This is a genomic window from Pseudomonas sp. RGB (genome assembly GCF_007713445.1).
In the GTDB taxonomy this organism is placed as follows: domain Bacteria; phylum Pseudomonadota; class Gammaproteobacteria; order Pseudomonadales; family Pseudomonadaceae; genus Aquipseudomonas.
On the sequence record NZ_VMSH01000010.1, the window covers coordinates 71,554 to 88,662 of the forward strand.

Here is a 17,109-nt window from a genome sequence, read left to right on the forward strand (position 1 = left end):
ACTATTGTCCCAACTTGAGGCGAGCGGTCTCGCCACTGGTGAACGGCGCTACGTCCACAGGCTGGCCGTTGTAGGCCACTTGCGCGCCACGGGCAAAGCCCAGACGCAGCGTCAAAGGAGGCTTGCCGCCTTGGTCAAGCGTATCTCCCTTACGCTTCAAACCGCTGAACAGCACTTTGCCGTTGCCATCGGTGACTTGCGTCCAGCAGTCAGCGACGAAGGTAATCTGGATATGCCCGTCGCCAGCGACCAACGCAGGCGCAGCAGGCGCAACGGTCGGCGCTGCCGGTGCAGTTGAAGCGGTGGTCGCTGGAGCCTGTGTGGCAGCTGCTGGGGTATGGGCCTGGGCAGTTGGCGCGGCCGGGGCCGCCGGTACGGCTGGAGTCGGCACGGCAGCAGTCGCCGCTGCAGTACCCGCTTCCGGCGCGGGCTGCTCGGCGGTGGCCGGTGCTTCTGGCGCGGCTTGCCCTTCGGCAACGGCCTGGTCTTCCGGCTCGTCCAGCGGGTGAATCTGGGTGGTGCCGTCGGCGCTTTCGACTTCGACGTGCTCCATGGCGTTGCTGGTCAGGTCCTTGCTGCGCTGGGAGGTCTGGTCTTGCCACCAGACGAAACCGCCGCCGATCACGGCAATCAGCAGCAACAGGCTGACAATTCGCAAAATCGTGTGGGAAACACGCACCGGCTCTTCGATGCGACCCAGGCCATGCACATTGCTGCCCTGAGAGTCGGTGCCGGTAAATTGGTCGAATTCCTGGACCAGCACGGTCTGGTCAATGCCCAGCAACTTGGCATAAGCGCGGATATAGCCGCGGGCGAAGGTATGCCCAGGCAGCTTGTCGAACGCGCCGGCTTCCAGGTTGCCCAGGGAAGTCGTGGTCAAATTGAGCTTGAGGGCCACTTCTGCCAGCGACCAACCATTGCTTTCGCGGGCCTGACGCAAGGTCTCGCCTGGGTTTACGCGATTAGCTGCTACAACTTCCGGGTGCGCCGCTTTCATCATTGCTCCGACAGGTATTGCTGATATTCCGGCGTACCGGGATAGAGTCGTTCGAGTTGCTGGCCAAAACGTGCGGCGGCGTCGCGTTCATCATGAACCGTCGCCAGCCGCACACCGAGCAATAGACTACGTGCATTTTGCCCGCTGAGCAGGCTAAAACGCTCGTAATAGTCACGTGCCGGCACATAATGCCTGTCTTCGTAAGACAACTCAGCCATTTCGAGCAACGCGCGTGGCTGACGACTGTTCAAATGCAGGGCTTTTTCCAGCTGCTGGCGCGCGCTGTCGCGCTGGCCGAGGCGCATCGAGGTGACCCCAAGGTTCTCGAACACCCGCGACCGCTCCGGGTAGAGGGCGTCAGCAGAGGCTTGCTGGAAATAACGGGAAGCCTGGTCATAACGTTTCTGCTCGAACAGGAAGCTGCCGTAATTGTTCAGCAGCCGAGGGTCGGCAGGACGCGAAGACAAGGCCTTGTGGAAATATTGATCGGCCAACTCAGGCTCGGCCTGGGCCTGGAACACCAAAGCCAGCGCGGCATTCGCGTCGGCATCGTCGCTGTTCAGCTCGAGGGCCTTTTTCAACGGCACCTTGGCCTGCTCGCTCATGCCTTGTCGCAAATAACCCAAACCCAGTTGCACATAGGCAACTCGCGCCTCGTCACGGCCTTTACCCGTCTGCAACGGGCTGTCATGGCCCGATGAAACACAACCGGCCGCGAGGCCGTTAACTAGCAAAAGCAGCGCAAGGCGCAAGGGCATAGAGATCCTCTCTCAGATTCGATTCACAGCAATTTGCGGCAAATCTTCGGCGGCGTTAAGTTCGCGCACGGCGATATAACGTTCGCTACGGCGGGTGCGGTCCATCACCTGCCCTACCAATTGGCCACAGGCGGCGTCGATGTCTTCACCACGAGTGGTGCGTACGGTGACGTTGTAGCCGGCCTGGTGCAGTTGATCCTGGAAACGGCGGATAGCATTGTTGCTCGGCCGCTCGTAGCCAGAATGTGGAAACGGGTTAAACGGAATCAGGTTGATCTTGCACGGGGTGTTCTTGAGCAACTCGATCATCTCGACGGCGTGCTCAACCTTGTCGTTGATGTCCTTGAGCATGGTGTACTCAATGGTCAGCACACGCTTCTCGCCCAAGGTCGCCATGTAACGCTGGCAAGATTCGAGCAGCATCTTAAGCGGATACTTCTTGTTGATCGGCACCAATTGGTTACGCAATGCGTCATTGGGTGCGTGCAGCGACAACGCCAGGGAGACGTCGATGTGCTTGGCCAGCTCATCGATCATCGGCACCACGCCCGAGGTCGACAGGGTCACACGGCGCTTGGAAATGCCGTAGCCCAGGTCGTCCATCATCAAATGCATGGCCGCAATAACGTTGTCGAAGTTCAGCAGCGGCTCACCCATGCCCATCATCACCACGTTGGTGATGGCACGGTCGACGGTTGCCGGGACGCTGCCAAAGGATTTGTTGGCAATCCACACCTGGCCGATGACTTCGGCGGCAGTGAGGTTGCTATTGAAGCCTTGCTTGCCGGTGGAGCAGAAACTGCAGTCCAGGGCACAGCCTGCCTGGGACGAAACGCACAACGTGCCGCGCTTGCCCTGGGGAATGTAGACGGTCTCGACGCAGCTGCCGGACGCCACGCGCACCACCCACTTACGGGTGCCGTCGCTGGAGATGTCCTCGCTGACCACTTCGGGACCACGGACCTCAGCAATGGCCTTGAGCTTGTCGCGCAGGGCCTTGCTGACGTTCGTCATGGCGTCGAAATCGTCGACGCCAAAGTGGTGAATCCACTTCATTACCTGACCGGCACGGAAACGCTTCTCCCCGATTGAGTCGAAGAATTTCTCCATTTCCGGCTGAGTCAGACCCAGCAGGTTGGTTTTAACAGTCGATGTAGTCATGGATTCACCCTCACTCTTTAAGCCGATGCTTAGCGAGCGGTTACTTCAGTAGCAGCGAAAAAGTACGAGATTTCGCGAGCAGCAGCGGCTTCGGAGTCCGAACCGTGAACAGCGTTGGCGTCGATGGACTCAGCGAAGTCAGCACGGATGGTGCCGGCAGCAGCTTCTTTAGGGTTGGTAGCGCCCATCAGCTCACGGTTCAGAGCGATAGCGTTTTCGCCTTCCAGAACCTGAACAACAACAGGACCGGAGATCATGAAGGCAACCAGGTCGCCGAAGAAACCACGAGCGCTGTGCTCAGCGTAGAAGCCTTCAGCTTCAGCTTTGGACAGTTGCTTGAGTTTCGAAGCTACAACCTTCAGGCCGGCTTTTTCGAAACGAGTGGTGATCTCGCCGATGACGTTTTTTGCAACAGCGTCAGGCTTGATGATGGAGAAAGTACGTTGAACAGCCATGGTGTAACTCCAGAAACAGTAATTTACGAAAAATTAAACCCGCGAATTATACGCGGGTTATTGGGTATTGCCTAACTGCGTAATAAGGCGGCTCAGTCTGCTTCTTCGATCCACAGGCCTTGAATCGCCTCCAGAACCTTTTCGCCACCCCGGTCGGGGATGTCGTCAAAGTCCGGCAGCTCCATCACCAGATTGCGCAGCTTGACGAAGTTGACCGTCAGAGGATTGACCTCAGGGTGGGCTTCAGCAAGTTGTATAGCGATTTCTTGTACATCAACCCATTTCAGGCTCATGACATTTCCTTGAATCAATGCGGTGCTTCGGCCGCATGGTTGAGGGAATATTTCGGAATTTCGACGGTGATGTCTTCAGTCCCAACCTTTGCCTGACAGCTTAGGCGAGAAGTCGCTTCAAGGCCCCACGCGCGGTCCAGAAAGTCTTCTTCCAGCTCATCCGCCTCTTCAAGCGAGTTGAAACCCTCGCGAATCACGCAGTGGCAGGTGGTGCAGGCGCAAACACCGCCGCAGGCACTCTCGATCTCGATGTGGTTGTCATGGGCAACTTCGAGGATGGACTTGCCGGTCTCAGCCTCCACGACCATACCGTCCGGGCAATGCTCGGCGTGTGGCAGAAAAATGACCTGCGGCATTAATTATTCCTCGATTTCATTCAGGTTGCGCCCGGCCAGTGCGGCTTTCACCGTCTGATCCATGCGGCGGGCGGCAAAGGCATCAGTCACTTGCGACAGGCGCTTGGTCTGCTGCTCGATGGCGTAACCATCGTTGCCTTTCATCAGTTCGGCCAGCTCCTGCATCTGCAGGTCGATGACCATGCGCTCTTCGGCGTCCAACAGGCGCTCGCCATCGGCATCGAGAGCGCCTTGCACGGCCTCAAGCAGGCGCTGCGCATCGACTTGCTGTTCACGCAGTACACGGGCGACTTTGTCGTCACCGGCGTACTGGAACGAGTCCTTGAGCATTTTGGCGATTTCGCCGTCGGTCAGGCCGTAGGACGGCTTGACCTGGATGCTGGCTTCTACGCCTGAGCCCAGCTCACGCGCAGCCACGCTGAGCAGACCATCGGCGTCAACCTGGAAGGTCACGCGGATTTTCGCTGCACCGGCCACCATCGCCGGAATGCCGCGCAATTCAAAGCGCGCCAGGGAACGGCAGTCGCTGATCAGCTCGCGCTCACCTTGCAGCACATGAATCATCATGGCCGTCTGGCCATCTTTATAGGTGGTGAAGTCCTGTGCGCGGGCGACGGGGATGGTGGTGTTGCGTGGAATCACCTTCTCCATCAGCCCGCCCATGGTTTCCAGCCCCAGGGACAACGGGATCACGTCGAGCAGCAGCAGTTCGCCACCGTCGCGCTTGTTGCCGGCCAGGGTATCAGCCTGGATTGCGGCACCGATGGCGACGACTTGATCCGGATCGATTTCAGTCAGCGGCTGGCGACCAAATGCTTCAGCAACGGCTTCGCGCACACGCGGCACACGGGTCGAACCGCCGACCATGACCACGGCAACCACGTCTTCCAGCTCAACGCCGGAATCACGTACCGCACGGCGACAAGCTTTAAGGCTGCGAGCGACCATTGGCTCGATCAGCGCGTCGAAGGCTTCGCGTGTCAACTGAGCCGACCAGGAACCGTAGGAAACATCGACAGAGCTGGCGTCAGTCAGCGCTTCTTTGGCCGCACAGGCGGTTTGCAGCAAATGCCGCTGCTCGCCCGGGTCCAGGTCGGCGGACAAACCGGCGCTGGTGATGATCCAGCCGGCAATGGCGTGATCGAAGTCATCGCCGCCCAGGGCGGTATCGCCACCGGTGGCCAGCACTTCGAACACACCGCCGGTCAGGCGCAGGATCGAAATATCAAAGGTGCCGCCGCCCAGGTCGTAAATCGCAACCAGGCCTTCGGCGTGCTGGTCCAGCCCATAGGCCACAGCGGCCGCCGTCGGCTCATTGAGCAGGCGAAGCACGTTCAGACCGGCGAGCTTCGCCGCGTCCTTGGTGGCTTGACGCTGAGCATCGTCAAAATACGCAGGCACGGTAATCACCGCGCCGACCAGTTCGCCGCCCAAGGTGGTTTCCGCGCGCTGGCGCAGCACCTTGAGGATATCGGCCGACACTTCCACCGGGCTTTTGGGGCCCTGGACGGTGTCGATGAATGGCATATGCGATTCGCCGCCGACAAAGCGATACGGCAGCTGGTCACCCAATTGCTTGACGTCGGACAGACCACGACCCATCAAGCGCTTGACCGACAGCACTGTGTTCAGAGGATCGGAGGACGCCGCCAGCTTGGCCGACTCACCAACTTCAATATGGTCAGCGTGATAGCGCACGGCCGACGGCAGGATAACCTGGCCATCGGCGTCGGGCAGCGGCTCGGACAGGCCGCTGCGCAAGGCGGCGACCAGGGAATTGGTGGTGCCCAGGTCAATCCCGACCGCCAGGCGACGCTGGTGCGGTTGAGGGCTTTGGCCGGGTTCGGCGATCTGCAGTAGGGCCATGGTAATCAGGTCTTATCTGTCTATCAGGCGTGCACGGGCAGCACTGGGTTAATCGTCGAGGCGCTCTTCTAGCTGGCGCACTTCGTAGGTGAGCTTGTCGAGGAACTGCATGCGCCGCATCAGGCGTTCGGCCTGTTCACGTTGCGCTGCATCATCCCAACAGGCTGCGAAGCTTTCGTTGAGCTCATCCTGGGCCACTTTCAGGCGGCGCTTGAAGACTGCAACACCGGCCACATCGGCCTCGTCTTGCAAGTCTTCGAGTTCTTCGCGCCACTGCATCTGCTGCATCAGGAAGTCCGGGTCGTGCACCGTGACTTCAATCGGCAACTCGCCACCGTTCATCGCGAGCAGGTAACGCGCGCGTTTCGGGGGGTTTTTAAGCGTCTGATAGGCTTCATTGAGGCTGGCCGACTTCTCCAGCGCCAGGCGTTGCTCACGCTCGGAAGCGTCAGCGAAGCGGTCCGGATGCACACCACGCGCCAGTTCTCGGTAGCGCGTGGCAAGCTGCTCAAGGTCCAGCCGAAAGCTCGGCTGCAGCTCGAATAAAGCGAAATGACAAGGAGTACCCACGGATAGCCTCAGATGTTGAAGCTTTCGCCGCAGCCACATTCACCGCGTACGTTTGGGTTGTTGAACTTGAAGCCTTCGTTCAACCCTTCCTTGACGAAATCGAGCTCGGTGCCGTCCAGGTAGGTAAGGCTTTTAGGGTCGATGATCACTTTCTCGCCGTGACTTTCGAACACCTGATCCTCTTCGACCACCTCGTCGACAAACTCCAGCACGTAGGCAAGGCCGGAACAGCCCGTGGTGCGAACACCCAGACGAATCCCCTCACCTTTACCGCGCCCATTCAGGGAGCGGCGAATGTGCTGCGCAGCCGCTTCTGTCATGCTGATAGCCATCGTTGACTCCTTACTCGTCGCCAAATGCTTAGATCAAGCCTTTCTTCTGCTTGTAGTCGCGAACGGCCGCCTTGATGGCGTCTTCTGCGAGTACGGAGCAGTGAATTTTCACTGGCGGCAGGGCCAGTTCTTCGGCCAGCTGGGTGTTGCTGATGGTGACAGCCTCATCCAGGGTCTTGCCTTTCATCCACTCGGTCGCGAGGGAGCTTGAGGCAATGGCGGAACCGCAGCCGTAGGTCTTGAACTTGGCGTCTTCGATAACGCCAGCGTCGTTGACCTTGATCTGCAGGCGCATAACGTCGCCGCACGCCGGAGCGCCGACCATGCCAGTGCCGACATCAGGGTCTTCCGCGTTCATCTTGCCGACGTTGCGCGGGTTTTCGTAGTGGTCGATGACCTTTTCGCTGTAAGCCATGGTACTGAATCCTCACTCATCAGGGCCGCTCTGGAACCCTGTAAAAACGCCTGCGTTTTCCGCCACGTTCCTACAGAGCTTGGGTGGCGGCTTCTATATTTAGTGTGCCGCCCACTCGATCTTGGAAATGTCGACACCGTCTTTGTACATGTCCCACAGCGGCGACAGAACGCGCAGCTTGTTGACGGCTTCGCAGACTTTCTGCGCGGCGTAGTCGACTTGCTCTTCGGTGGTGAAACGGCCGAACGTAAAGCGGATCGAGCTGTGTGCCAGTTCGTCGTTGCGGCCCAGGGCCCGCAGCACGTACGAAGGCTCAAGCGAGGCCGAGGTGCAGGCCGAACCGGACGAAACCGCCAGGTCCTTGAGCGCCATGATCAGCGACTCGCCTTCGACGTAATTGAAGCTCAAATTCAGGTTGTGCGGTACACGGGCGGTCATGCTGCCGTTGATGTACAGCTCTTCAAGGTTCTCGACCTGCTTGTAGAAGCGATCGCTCAAAGCCTTGATGCGTACGTTTTCGGCAGCCATGTCTTCTTTGGCTACACGGAAGGCCTCACCCATGCCGACGATCTGGTGGGTCGCCAGGGTGCCCGAACGCATGCCGCGCTCGTGACCGCCGCCGTGCATGGTGGCTTCGATGCGCACGCGAGGCTTGCGGCTCACGTACAGCGCGCCGATACCTTTAGGACCGTAAGTCTTGTGGGCGGAGAACGACATCAGGTCGACTTTCAGTTTCGACAGGTCGATGTCGACCTTGCCGGTGGACTGAGCCGCGTCGACATGCAGCAGGATGCCCTTGGAACGGGTCAGCTCGCCGATGGCCGCGATGTCGTTGATGGTGCCGATTTCGTTGTTCACGTGGATCACGGAAACCAGGATGGTGTCTTCACGCAGCGCGGCTTCAATCATGGCCGGGGTGACGATGCCGTCGGTGGTTGGCTCGAGGTAGGTGACCTCAAAACCTTCACGCTCCAGTTGGCGCATGGTGTCGAGGACAGCCTTGTGCTCAATCTTGGTGGTGATCAGGTGCTTGCCTTTGGTCGCGTAGAAATGCGCCGCGCCCTTGATTGCCAGGTTGTCGGACTCGGTAGCACCAGAGGTCCAGACAATTTCGCGTGGGTCGGCGCCCACCAGGTCAGCCACCTGGCGACGCGCGTTCTCGACCGCTTCCTCGGCTTTCCAGCCGAACACGTGGGAACGGGAGGCCGGGTTGCCGAAGTTTCCGTCAACCAGCAGGCATTCGCTCATCTTTTGCGCGACACGCGGATCAACCGGGGTGGTCGCTGAGTAATCAAGGTAAATCGGCAATTTCATGGACTTTCTCCTAAATCAGGCTGGCTGGCGTGCCGTTAGCTCTGCGGCTGTCACTCGACGGCGGACGCTTCGATCTTGTCCAGACGCGGCGCCTTGGTGTTGCAACGGCGCTGGTCCTGACGCTGGGCTACTTCTTGCACCTCACGGCGAGTCACAAGATCAGCCAAGCTGATACCACTCAAAAACTCATGGATCTGCAGGCTCAAGTCACACCACAAGTGGTGCGTCAGGCAGGTGTCGCCGGCGTGGCAATCACCCAAACCCTGGCATTTGGTGGCATCGACGGATTCGTTGACCGCGTCAATCACCTGGGCTACTTGAATGCCCTGCATGTCGCGGGACAGTTGGTAGCCACCACCCGGCCCACGCACGCTGGAAACCAAGTTGCTACGGCGCAATTTGGCAAACAGCTGTTCGAGGTAGGACAGGGAAATGCCTTGGCGCTCGGAGATATCGGCCAGGGACACCGGCCCAGTTTGCGCGTGCAAGGCCAGGTCAAGCATGGCGGTTACCGCGTATCGGCCTTTTGTAGTCAGTCTCATGGACAAGTACCAAGGTGTTTCAGAATGGGAGCAAGTATGCGATTCCCGAGTATTTAAGTCAACTATAAGACCTAGTACTTTAGTCAGGATTACCCGTAAAAAGGGCGCGCGAATCATAGCAGGATGGGGCGGGATCGAACAGCGGGAACAGGGGCCAAGCCTTATCTCAAGACCAGTGGAGATCAAATGTGGGAGCTGGCTTGCCTGCGAAAGCGGTGGATCAGTAATGAAAGGGTGGCTGGCAGACCGCTATCGCAGGCAAGCCAGCTCCCACAGGAGATTTTTACCGACCTTAAGACTCAAAGACTCAGCCAGCCTTGTTGGCGGCCTCGCTCTTGATCTCGGCAAAGTCTTCTTCGCGCAGCGAAGGCAGATCTTTCGCACAATAGTTGCTGCCCAACTCCTTCAACGCGCCGCACATGCCGTCCAGCTTGCCGTCGACTGCCTGCAAGTGGTCTAGCAACTGCCCGATGGCACGCGCCACGGGATCGGGCATGTCCTCGCTGACGCCGTAGGCGTCGAAGCCGATCTTTTCAGCCATGGCCTTGCGCTTGGCTTCCTGCTCATCGCCGACTTCCGGTTTGACGATAATCCGCCCCGGAATGCCCACGACGGTGGCGCCAGGCGGTACGGCCTTGGTCACCACGGCGTTGGAGCCTACTTTGGCACCGGCACCCACCGTAAAGGGGCCGAGCACCTTGGCGCCCGCCCCTACCACCACGCCATCACCCAGAGTCGGGTGGCGCTTGCCTTTATTCCAGGTGGTACCGCCCAGGGTCACGCCTTGATACAAGGTCACGTCGTCACCGATTTCGGCGGTCTCGCCAATCACAATGCCCATGCCATGGTCGATAAAGAAGCGACGCCCCACCTTGGCGCCCGGGTGAATCTCGATCCCGGTCAACCAGCGGCCGAAGTTCGACACCACGCGCGCCAGCCATTTCCAGCCCATGCCCCACAACGCGCCGGACAGGCGGTGAATCCAGATCGCGTGCATGCCCGGGTAGCAGGTCAGCACTTCAAAGGCGTTGCGCGCCGCCGGGTCACGGTGGAAAACACTCTGGATATCTTCTCGCAAACGCTCGAACATTTTTAATCCTTCCGCTTAAGCAGCTCGCCACGGGCCGCTTTCTGGGTTTCCGTGAGGATGCCACGCAATATATTCATCTCTGCTCGGCTGACCGAGCTGCGTCCGTACAAGCGACGCAGGCGTGCCATCAAGTGCCGTGGTTTTTCCGGATCGAGAAATTCGATGGCCACCAGGGTTTGCTCCAGGTGCTCATAGAATCGCTCCAGCTCGTCCATCGTGGCCAGTTCGCCACTCTTGGTCGATGCAACTTCATCCTTTTCTACCTTGCTCGGCTGACCTTCAGCGGCCAGCCAGGCCATGCGCACTTCATAACTCAAAACCTGCACCGCCGCCCCGAGGTTCAGCGAACTGAATTCAGGGTCTGATGGAATGTGCACGTGGTAATGACATCGCTGCAGCTCTTCATTGGTGAGGCCGGAGTCTTCACGGCCGAATACCAAAGCGATTTCTGCGCCGCCGGCAGCTTCCTCCACTACCTTGGTGCCGCACTCGCGCGGATCCAGCAACGGCCAGGGGATGCGACGGTCGCGGGCGCTGGTGCCGAGCACCAGGTTGCAGCCGACCAACGCGTCTTCCAAGGTAGCGACAACCTGGGCTTTTTCCAGGATGTCGTTGGCGCCGGAGGCACGGGCATCGGCCTCGTGGTGCGGGAACACGCGCGGCTCGACCAGCACCAGGCGCGTCAGCCCCATGTTTTTCATGGCTCGCGCCACCCCGCCGATGTTGCCGGGATGACTGGTATTGACCAAAACGACACGAATGTTTTGCAGCAAGGGAGGCGCTCTCGGACACGGGAAAGGGGAGCAAATCTTACAGAACAGCCTAAGGTTATGCCATGAAAGCTAACGTCGTCCTTCACCTGAAGAAAGTTTCTGCTAGAATGCCCGGCTTTCTTTAACAACCTTAGGTGACACATCCATGCAGCCCATGCTGAATATCGCGCTGCGCGCCGCCCGCAGCGCCAGTGAATTGATCTTCCGCTCCATCGAGCGCCTGGATACCATCAAGGTCGACGAAAAAGACGCCAAGGATTATGTGTCCGAGGTGGATCGCGCCGCCGAACAGAAAATCATCGACGCGCTGCGCAAGGCCTACCCTACCCACGGCATCCTCGGCGAAGAAACCGGTTTGCACAAAGGCAGCGGCGAAGGCGAAGACTACCTGTGGATCATCGACCCACTGGATGGCACCACAAACTTCCTGCGCGGCATCCCACACTTTGCCGTGAGCATTGCCTGCAAATACCGTGGCCGCCTGGAACACGCAGTGGTTCTGGACCCGGTTCGCCAGGAAGAATTCACCGCCAGCCGTGGCCGTGGCGCCCAGTTGAATGGTCGTCGTCTGCGTGTCAGCGGTCGCACCAGCCTGGACGGCGCCCTGCTGGGCACGGGCTTCCCGTTCCGTGACGACCAGATGGACAACCTGGAAAACTACCTGGGCATGTTCCGCGCCCTGGTTGGCCAGACCGCCGGTATCCGTCGCGCTGGCGCAGCCAGCCTGGACCTGGCCTATGTGGCTGCCGGCCGTTTTGATGCGTTCTGGGAGTCGGGCCTGTCCGAGTGGGACATGGCCGCAGGCGCCCTGCTGATTCAAGAGGCTGGCGGTTTGGTGAGCGACTTCACCGGCGGTCACGACTTCCTTGAGAAAGGCCACGTCGTTGCCGGCAACACCAAATGCTTCAAGGCAGTACTGACGGCGATCCAGCCGCACCTGCCGGCTTCGCTGAAGCGCTAAGCGAGCGAGCACAAAAAAGCACCCCGAGGGGTGCTTTTTTTATGCCTGTCATTTGGGTGATACGGCAATTCCAGCGTCAACCCATACCCAATGTGGGAGCGGGCTTGCTCGCGAAAGCGGTAGCCAGTCAATAAATCTGTTGATTGACACTCCGCGTTCGCGAGCAAGCCCGCTCCCACATTTTGAACCGCGCCCGGCCTGGAATTACTGCTGGTTTTGACCCAAGACCAAACGACCTTCTTTATCCACTGGAATCTGGCCACCTGGATCACGGTCCATCCGCACCGAACCTTCCTTGCCATCCAGGGTGTACCGCACGTCATAGCCGACAACCTTGTCGCTGATGTCGTTGACGGTGTTACACCGGGTTTGCGTGGTGGTGTAGGTATCGCGGTTCTGCATGCCTTCCTGAACCTTGTTACCGGCGTAACCGCCACCCACCGCACCGGCTACAGTCGCCAGCTTCTTGCCATTACCGCCACCGACCTGGTTGCCCAACAGGCCACCGGCCAGCGCACCCACCACAGTGCCGACGATTTGATGTTGATCCTGCACCGGCTTCTGCCGGGTTACGGCGACGTCCTTGCAGACCTCGCGCGGGGTTTTAATCTGGGTTTTCACCGGCTGCACCGCCAGCACTTGCGCATACTCAGGGCCGCTTTTTACCAGGCTGTAGGTGGCAACAGCACCCCCGGCAGTCACACCGACAGCACCCAATACCGCACCAACCAGCAACGACTTGTTCACGTGAACCTCCTGACCATCACAAGCGGACCGAAACGTCCGCGCTATACCCAGCCTTGGAGCGAAAAAAAAGGCGCGAGTTCAATACTCGCGCCTTCTTTGTAACAGCGTGTCAACAAGCGCCCATCAAGGGCGGTCGTCGACCTCCTTGCCGGTAGCGGCAGGAGGGATCAAGTCTTCGCTGTTGAGGTTCAGCCAGATCAGCACCACGTTGGCGATGTAGATCGACGAGTAGGTGCCCGCCAGAACGCCGATGAACAGCGCCAGGGAGAAGCCCCACAGGTTGTCGCCACCGAAGATCATCAGCGCAGCAATCGCCAGCAACGTGGAGATCGAGGTCGCCATGGTCCGCAGCAGGGTCTGGGTGGTCGAGACGTTGATGTTCTCGATCAGCGACGCCTTGCGCAGTACACGGAAGTTCTCACGCACCCGGTCGAATACCACGATGGTGTCGTTGAGCGAGTAACCAATGATCGCCAGCACTGCCGCCAACACCGTCAGGTCGAAGGTGATCTGGAAGTACGCGAGGATGCCCACGGTCACGATCACGTCGTGGATCAGCGACACAATCGCGCCGACGCCGAACTTCCACTGAAAGCGGAACGCCAGGTAGATCATGATGCCGACCAGCGCCATCAGCATGCCGAGGCCGCCCTGGTCGCGCAGCTCTTCACCCACCTGCGGGCCCACGAACTCAACGCGCTTGACCGACGCCGGGTTGTCGCCGCCGACCTTCTGCAAGGCTTCGGCTACCTGGTGACCCAGTTGCGGGTCTTCACCTGGCATACGTACCAGCAGATCGGTGGTTGCACCAAAGCTCTGCACGATGGCTTCGTGATAACCGGCCTTGACCAGCTCGTTGCGCACCAGGGTAACGTCGGCCGGCTTCTCGTAGGTCAGCTCGATGAGCGTACCGCCGGTGAAGTCCAGACCGTAGTTCAGGCCCTTATGGAACCAGCTGAACAGCGCCAGAACGGTAAGGAGCACAGTGACGCCGAACGCAATGTTGCGAACGCCCATGAAGTTGATTGTACGTAACATGGCAGCCCCTTAAATCCACAACTTCTTGAAGTCACGCCCGCCAAAGATCAGGTTGACCATTGCGCGGGTCACCATGATGGCCGTGAACATCGAGGTAAAGATACCGAGGGACATGGTGACCGCAAAACCTTTGACCGGGCCGGTGCCCATGGCAAAGAGAATCCCGCCGACCAGCAAAGTGGTCAAGTTGGAGTCAAGAATCGCGGTAAATGCCCGGCCGAAGCCTTCATTGATTGCACGCTGTACGGTCATGCCCGCCGCGATCTCTTCACGAATCCGCGAGAAGATCAGTACGTTGGCGTCTACCGCCATACCCATGGTGAGCACGATACCGGCGATACCTGGCAGGGTCAGTGTAGCGCCCAGCAGCGACATCAGCGCCAGCAGCATGACCATGTTGCCCGCCAGGGCCACGGTGGCAATGATGCCGAAGAAGCGGTAGATGGCAATGATGAACAGCGACACGAACAGCATGCCCCACAAGGCCGCGTCGATACCCTTGGTGATGTTATCGGCACCCAGGCTCGGGCCAATGGTGCGCTCTTCAGCGAAGTACATCGGCGCCGCCAGGCCACCGGCACGCAGCAGCAGTGCCAGCTCGGACGATTCGCCCTGGCCGTTCAGGCCCGTGATGCGGAATTGAGCACCCAGTGGCGACTGGATGGTCGCCAGGCTGATGATCTTCTTCTCTTCCTTGAAGGTCTGCACCGGCACGTCTTTCTCGACGCCGTTGACCACTTGCTTGGTGTAGGTGGTGATCGGGCGTTGCTCGATGAAGATCACCGCCATGCTGCGACCAACGTTGCTGCGCGTGGCGCGGCTCATCAGTTCGCCGCCGTGACCATCCAGACGAATGTTCACTTCAGGCGTGCCGTGCTCGCCAAAACCAGCCTTGGCGTCGGTGACCTGGTCGCCGGTGATGATCAAGCCACGCTCGATCAACGCTGGAGGACGATTACCTTCACGGAACTCGAATTCTTCGGCAGTCGCGCGAGAAGCACCCGGCTCAGCAGCCAGACGGAACTCCAGGTTAGCGGTCTTACCCAGGATACGCTTGGCTTCAGCAGTGTCCTGAACGCCCGGCAACTCAACCACGATGCGGTTGGCGCCTTGACGCTGAACAATCGGCTCAGCCACACCCAGCTCGTTGACGCGGTTACGTACCGTGGTCAAGTTCTGCTTGATGGAGTATTCGCGGATTTCCGCCAGCTTGGCTGGGGTCATCGCCAGACGCAGTACAGGTTGACCATTGAGGTCGGCCGGCACGATGTCGAAATCGTTGAAGTTCTTGCGGATCAGCGCACGGGCCTGTTCGCGGGACGCTTCGTCAGAGAAGCCCAGCTGGATGGCACCGTTGAGCTGCGGCAGGCTGCGATAACGCAACTTCTCTTTGCGCAGCAGGCTCTTCACATCGCCTTCGTAGACTTTCAGGCGTGCGTCGAGGGCTTTGTCCATGTCGACTTCCAGCAGGAAGTGCACACCACCGGACAAGTCCAGACCCAGCTTCATCGGGTGCGCGCCAATGCTGCGCAGCCATTTTGGCGTGGTCTGTGCCAGGTTCAGCGCGACAACGTAGTCGTCACCCATGACCTTGCGCACAACGTCTTTGGCCGGTAATTGGTCTTCTGCCTTGGTCAGGCGCAACAAGCCGCCCTTCGCATCAGCCGCCAATGTTGCCGCTTTAACCTGAATGCCCGCGTCGGTGAGCGCTTTGCTCGCGCGTTCCAGGTCAGCCTGATTGACTTGCAGCGAAGTGCTGGCGCCCGTGATCTGGATCGCAGGGTCATCAGGATAAAGATTGGGAGCGGAATAAATAAAACCGATCGCCAGCACCGCCAGGATCAGTACGTATTTCCACAGAGGGTATTTGTTCAGCATCACGCCGCCCGCTTATAACGCGGGGCGCCTTGCGCGCCCCGTCGATTGGTAAAGGTTGTTACTCAGATCGCTTTGAGCGTGCCTTTTGGCAACGTGGCGGCGATGGCGCCCTTCTGGAACTTCATTTCTACGGTGTCAGAGACTTCCAGAACCACGAAAGCATCGGAAACCTTGGTGATCTTGCCGGCGATGCCGCCAGTGGTCACAACTTCGTCGCCTTTTTGCAGGCTGCCCAGCAGGTTTTTCTGCTCTTTGGCGCGCTTGGCCTGTGGACGCCAGATCATCAGGTAGAAGATGACCAGGAAGCCGACCAGGAAAATCCACTCAAAACCACCGCCCATAGGGCCGGCAGCGGCAGGCGCAGCGGCGTCAGCCATGGCATTAGAGATAAAAAAGCTCATTTAGCACTCCAGTTGCAAATAGTGAATCTTAGGGTCGGAAAACTCAGTCCAAGGGCGGCACAGGGAGCCCGCGCTTGGCATAGAAGGCATCGACGAAGGCGGCCAATGTACCCTGTTGAATAGCCTCGCGCAAACCAGCCATCAGCACTTGGTAGTGACGCAAATTGTGGATGGTATTCAACATGCTACCCAGCATTTCCCCGCACTTGTCCAGATGGTGCAGATAAGCGCGCGAGAAGTTCTGGCAGGTGTAGCAGTCACAGGTGGGATCCAGCGGCGAATCATCATGGCGATGGAACGCGTTACGGATCTTCAGCACGCCTGTATCGATGAACAGATGCCCATTGCGGGCATTACGGGTTGGCATCACGCAATCGAACATGTCCACACCGCGGCGCACACCCTCTACGAGATCCTCCGGTTTGCCAACGCCCATTAGGTAACGAGGTTTGTCAGCCGGCATCAGGCCCGGCAGGTAATCCAGCACCTTGATCATCTCGTGCTTGGGCTCACCCACCGACAAACCGCCGATGGCCAGGCCGTCAAAGCCGATCTTGTCCAGGCCTTCCAGCGAGCGCTTGCGCAGGCTTTCGTGCATGCCGCCCTGAACGATACCGAACAGCGCCGCGGTGTTGTCGCCATGGGCATTCTTCGAACGCTGAGCCCAACGCAGCGACAGCTCCATAGAGATACGCGCCACGTCTTCGTCCGCCGGGTACGGCGTGCATTCGTCAAAGATCATCACGATGTCGGAGCCCAGGTCGCGCTGCACCTGCATCGACTCCTCCGGGCCCATGAATACCTTGGACCCGTCGACCGGCGAGGCGAAGGTCACGCCCTCCTCCTTGATCTTGCGCATGGCGCCCAGGCTGAACACCTGGAAACCACCGGAGTCGGTGAGGATCGGGCCCTGCCACTTCATGAAGTCATGCAGGTCGCCATGCTTCTTGATCACTTCCGTGCCCGGGCGCAGCCACAGGTGGAAGGTGTTGCCGAGGATGATCTCGGCGCCGGTGGCGACGATGTCACGCGGCAGCATGCCTTTGACGGTGCCGTAGGTGCCCACGGGCATGAAGGCCGGGGTTTCGACGGTGCCGCGCGGAAACGTGAGGCGACCACGACGAGCCTTGCCATCCGTGGCCAACAATTCAAACGACATACG

At 59.3% G+C, this 17,109-nt stretch carries 20 protein-coding genes; 1 reads left to right on the forward strand and 19 read right to left on the reverse strand.

The window, feature by feature from the left end; genetic code table 11:
- Position 1: 1 nt before the first annotated feature.
- From FPT15_RS20660 to trmJ, 14 genes are all read right to left on the reverse strand, one after another.
- The gene (locus tag FPT15_RS20660; RefSeq protein ID WP_145164196.1) at positions 2-997 is read right to left on the reverse strand and encodes a RodZ family helix-turn-helix domain-containing protein; all 996 of its coding nucleotides are present in this window, start codon (positions 995-997) and stop codon (positions 2-4) included.
- Complete coding sequence (gene pilW / locus FPT15_RS20665) at positions 997-1,755, reverse strand: type IV pilus biogenesis/stability protein PilW (RefSeq protein ID WP_145164198.1); 759 nt, start codon at positions 1,753-1,755, stop codon at positions 997-999. Before pilW ends, FPT15_RS20660 begins: the two co-directional genes overlap by 1 nt.
- Positions 1,756-1,767: 12 nt before the next feature.
- Complete coding sequence (gene rlmN / locus FPT15_RS20670) at positions 1,768-2,916, reverse strand: 23S rRNA (adenine(2503)-C(2))-methyltransferase RlmN (RefSeq protein ID WP_005791178.1); 1,149 nt, start codon at positions 2,914-2,916, stop codon at positions 1,768-1,770.
- 29 nt (positions 2,917-2,945) lie between these two features.
- A complete protein-coding gene (gene ndk / locus FPT15_RS20675) occupies positions 2,946-3,371 on the reverse strand; it encodes a nucleoside-diphosphate kinase (protein ID WP_003175956.1) in 426 nt (141 codons plus the stop codon).
- 92 nt (positions 3,372-3,463) lie between these two features.
- Positions 3,464-3,664, reverse strand: coding sequence for a Fe-S cluster assembly protein IscX (gene iscX, locus FPT15_RS20680; RefSeq protein ID WP_003238461.1), 201 nt, complete (start codon positions 3,662-3,664; stop codon positions 3,464-3,466).
- 14 nt (positions 3,665-3,678) lie between these two features.
- Positions 3,679-4,020: an ISC system 2Fe-2S type ferredoxin gene (gene fdx, locus FPT15_RS20685; RefSeq protein ID WP_015885743.1), complete on the reverse strand. Its 342-nt coding sequence runs from the start codon at positions 4,018-4,020 to the stop codon at positions 3,679-3,681.
- Between the two features lie 3 nt (positions 4,021-4,023).
- Entirely contained in the window at positions 4,024-5,886 is a 1,863-nt protein-coding gene (hscA, locus tag FPT15_RS20690) for a Fe-S protein assembly chaperone HscA (protein ID WP_145164200.1), read from the reverse strand.
- Between the two features lie 48 nt (positions 5,887-5,934).
- The gene (gene hscB / locus FPT15_RS20695; protein WP_145164202.1) at positions 5,935-6,456 is read right to left on the reverse strand and encodes a co-chaperone HscB; all 522 of its coding nucleotides are present in this window, start codon (positions 6,454-6,456) and stop codon (positions 5,935-5,937) included.
- Between the two features lie 8 nt (positions 6,457-6,464).
- Positions 6,465-6,788: an iron-sulfur cluster assembly protein IscA gene (iscA, locus tag FPT15_RS20700; RefSeq protein WP_003209680.1), complete on the reverse strand. Its 324-nt coding sequence runs from the start codon at positions 6,786-6,788 to the stop codon at positions 6,465-6,467.
- Positions 6,789-6,816: 28 nt separating this feature from the next.
- A complete protein-coding gene (iscU, locus tag FPT15_RS20705; RefSeq protein WP_003175965.1) occupies positions 6,817-7,203 on the reverse strand; it encodes a Fe-S cluster assembly scaffold IscU in 387 nt (128 codons plus the stop codon).
- Between the two features lie 99 nt (positions 7,204-7,302).
- Positions 7,303-8,517 carry an IscS subfamily cysteine desulfurase gene (locus FPT15_RS20710; protein ID WP_017530022.1) on the reverse strand — a complete coding sequence of 405 codons (1,215 nt, stop codon included), beginning with the start codon at positions 8,515-8,517 and terminating at the stop codon, positions 7,303-7,305.
- Positions 8,518-8,567: 50 nt separating this feature from the next.
- Entirely contained in the window at positions 8,568-9,059 is a 492-nt protein-coding gene (gene iscR / locus FPT15_RS20715) for a Fe-S cluster assembly transcriptional regulator IscR (protein ID WP_003194020.1), read from the reverse strand.
- 307 nt (positions 9,060-9,366) lie between these two features.
- Entirely contained in the window at positions 9,367-10,149 is a 783-nt protein-coding gene (gene cysE / locus FPT15_RS20720) for a serine O-acetyltransferase (protein ID WP_145164204.1), read from the reverse strand.
- A 2-nt stretch (positions 10,150-10,151) separates the two neighbouring features.
- Positions 10,152-10,922: a tRNA (cytosine(32)/uridine(32)-2'-O)-methyltransferase TrmJ gene (trmJ, locus tag FPT15_RS20725; RefSeq protein ID WP_003210307.1), complete on the reverse strand. Its 771-nt coding sequence runs from the start codon at positions 10,920-10,922 to the stop codon at positions 10,152-10,154.
- 145 nt (positions 10,923-11,067) lie between these two features.
- Between trmJ and suhB the strand changes: the two genes are divergently transcribed.
- The gene (gene suhB / locus FPT15_RS20730) at positions 11,068-11,883 is read left to right on the forward strand and encodes an inositol-phosphate phosphatase (RefSeq protein ID WP_003175971.1); all 816 of its coding nucleotides are present in this window, start codon (positions 11,068-11,070) and stop codon (positions 11,881-11,883) included.
- 204 nt (positions 11,884-12,087) lie between these two features.
- Here the strand turns inward: suhB and FPT15_RS20735 are convergent, their stop codons facing one another.
- From FPT15_RS20735 to tgt, 5 genes are all read right to left on the reverse strand, one after another.
- Complete coding sequence (locus tag FPT15_RS20735; RefSeq protein ID WP_015885750.1) at positions 12,088-12,630, reverse strand: glycine zipper 2TM domain-containing protein; 543 nt, start codon at positions 12,628-12,630, stop codon at positions 12,088-12,090.
- A gap of 123 nt (positions 12,631-12,753) precedes the next feature.
- Positions 12,754-13,668: a protein translocase subunit SecF gene (gene secF, locus FPT15_RS20740; protein WP_106578267.1), complete on the reverse strand. Its 915-nt coding sequence runs from the start codon at positions 13,666-13,668 to the stop codon at positions 12,754-12,756.
- 9 nt (positions 13,669-13,677) lie between these two features.
- Positions 13,678-15,546 (reverse strand): protein translocase subunit SecD, encoded by a 1,869-nt coding sequence (gene secD / locus FPT15_RS20745; RefSeq protein WP_106578266.1) that lies wholly within the window; start codon positions 15,544-15,546, stop codon positions 13,678-13,680.
- A gap of 62 nt (positions 15,547-15,608) precedes the next feature.
- Positions 15,609-15,947 (reverse strand): preprotein translocase subunit YajC, encoded by a 339-nt coding sequence (gene yajC, locus FPT15_RS20750; RefSeq protein WP_003175975.1) that lies wholly within the window; start codon positions 15,945-15,947, stop codon positions 15,609-15,611.
- A gap of 43 nt (positions 15,948-15,990) precedes the next feature.
- The gene (tgt, locus tag FPT15_RS20755; RefSeq protein WP_003175976.1) at positions 15,991-17,106 is read right to left on the reverse strand and encodes a tRNA guanosine(34) transglycosylase Tgt; all 1,116 of its coding nucleotides are present in this window, start codon (positions 17,104-17,106) and stop codon (positions 15,991-15,993) included.
- Between the last annotated feature and the right edge of the window lie 3 nt (positions 17,107-17,109).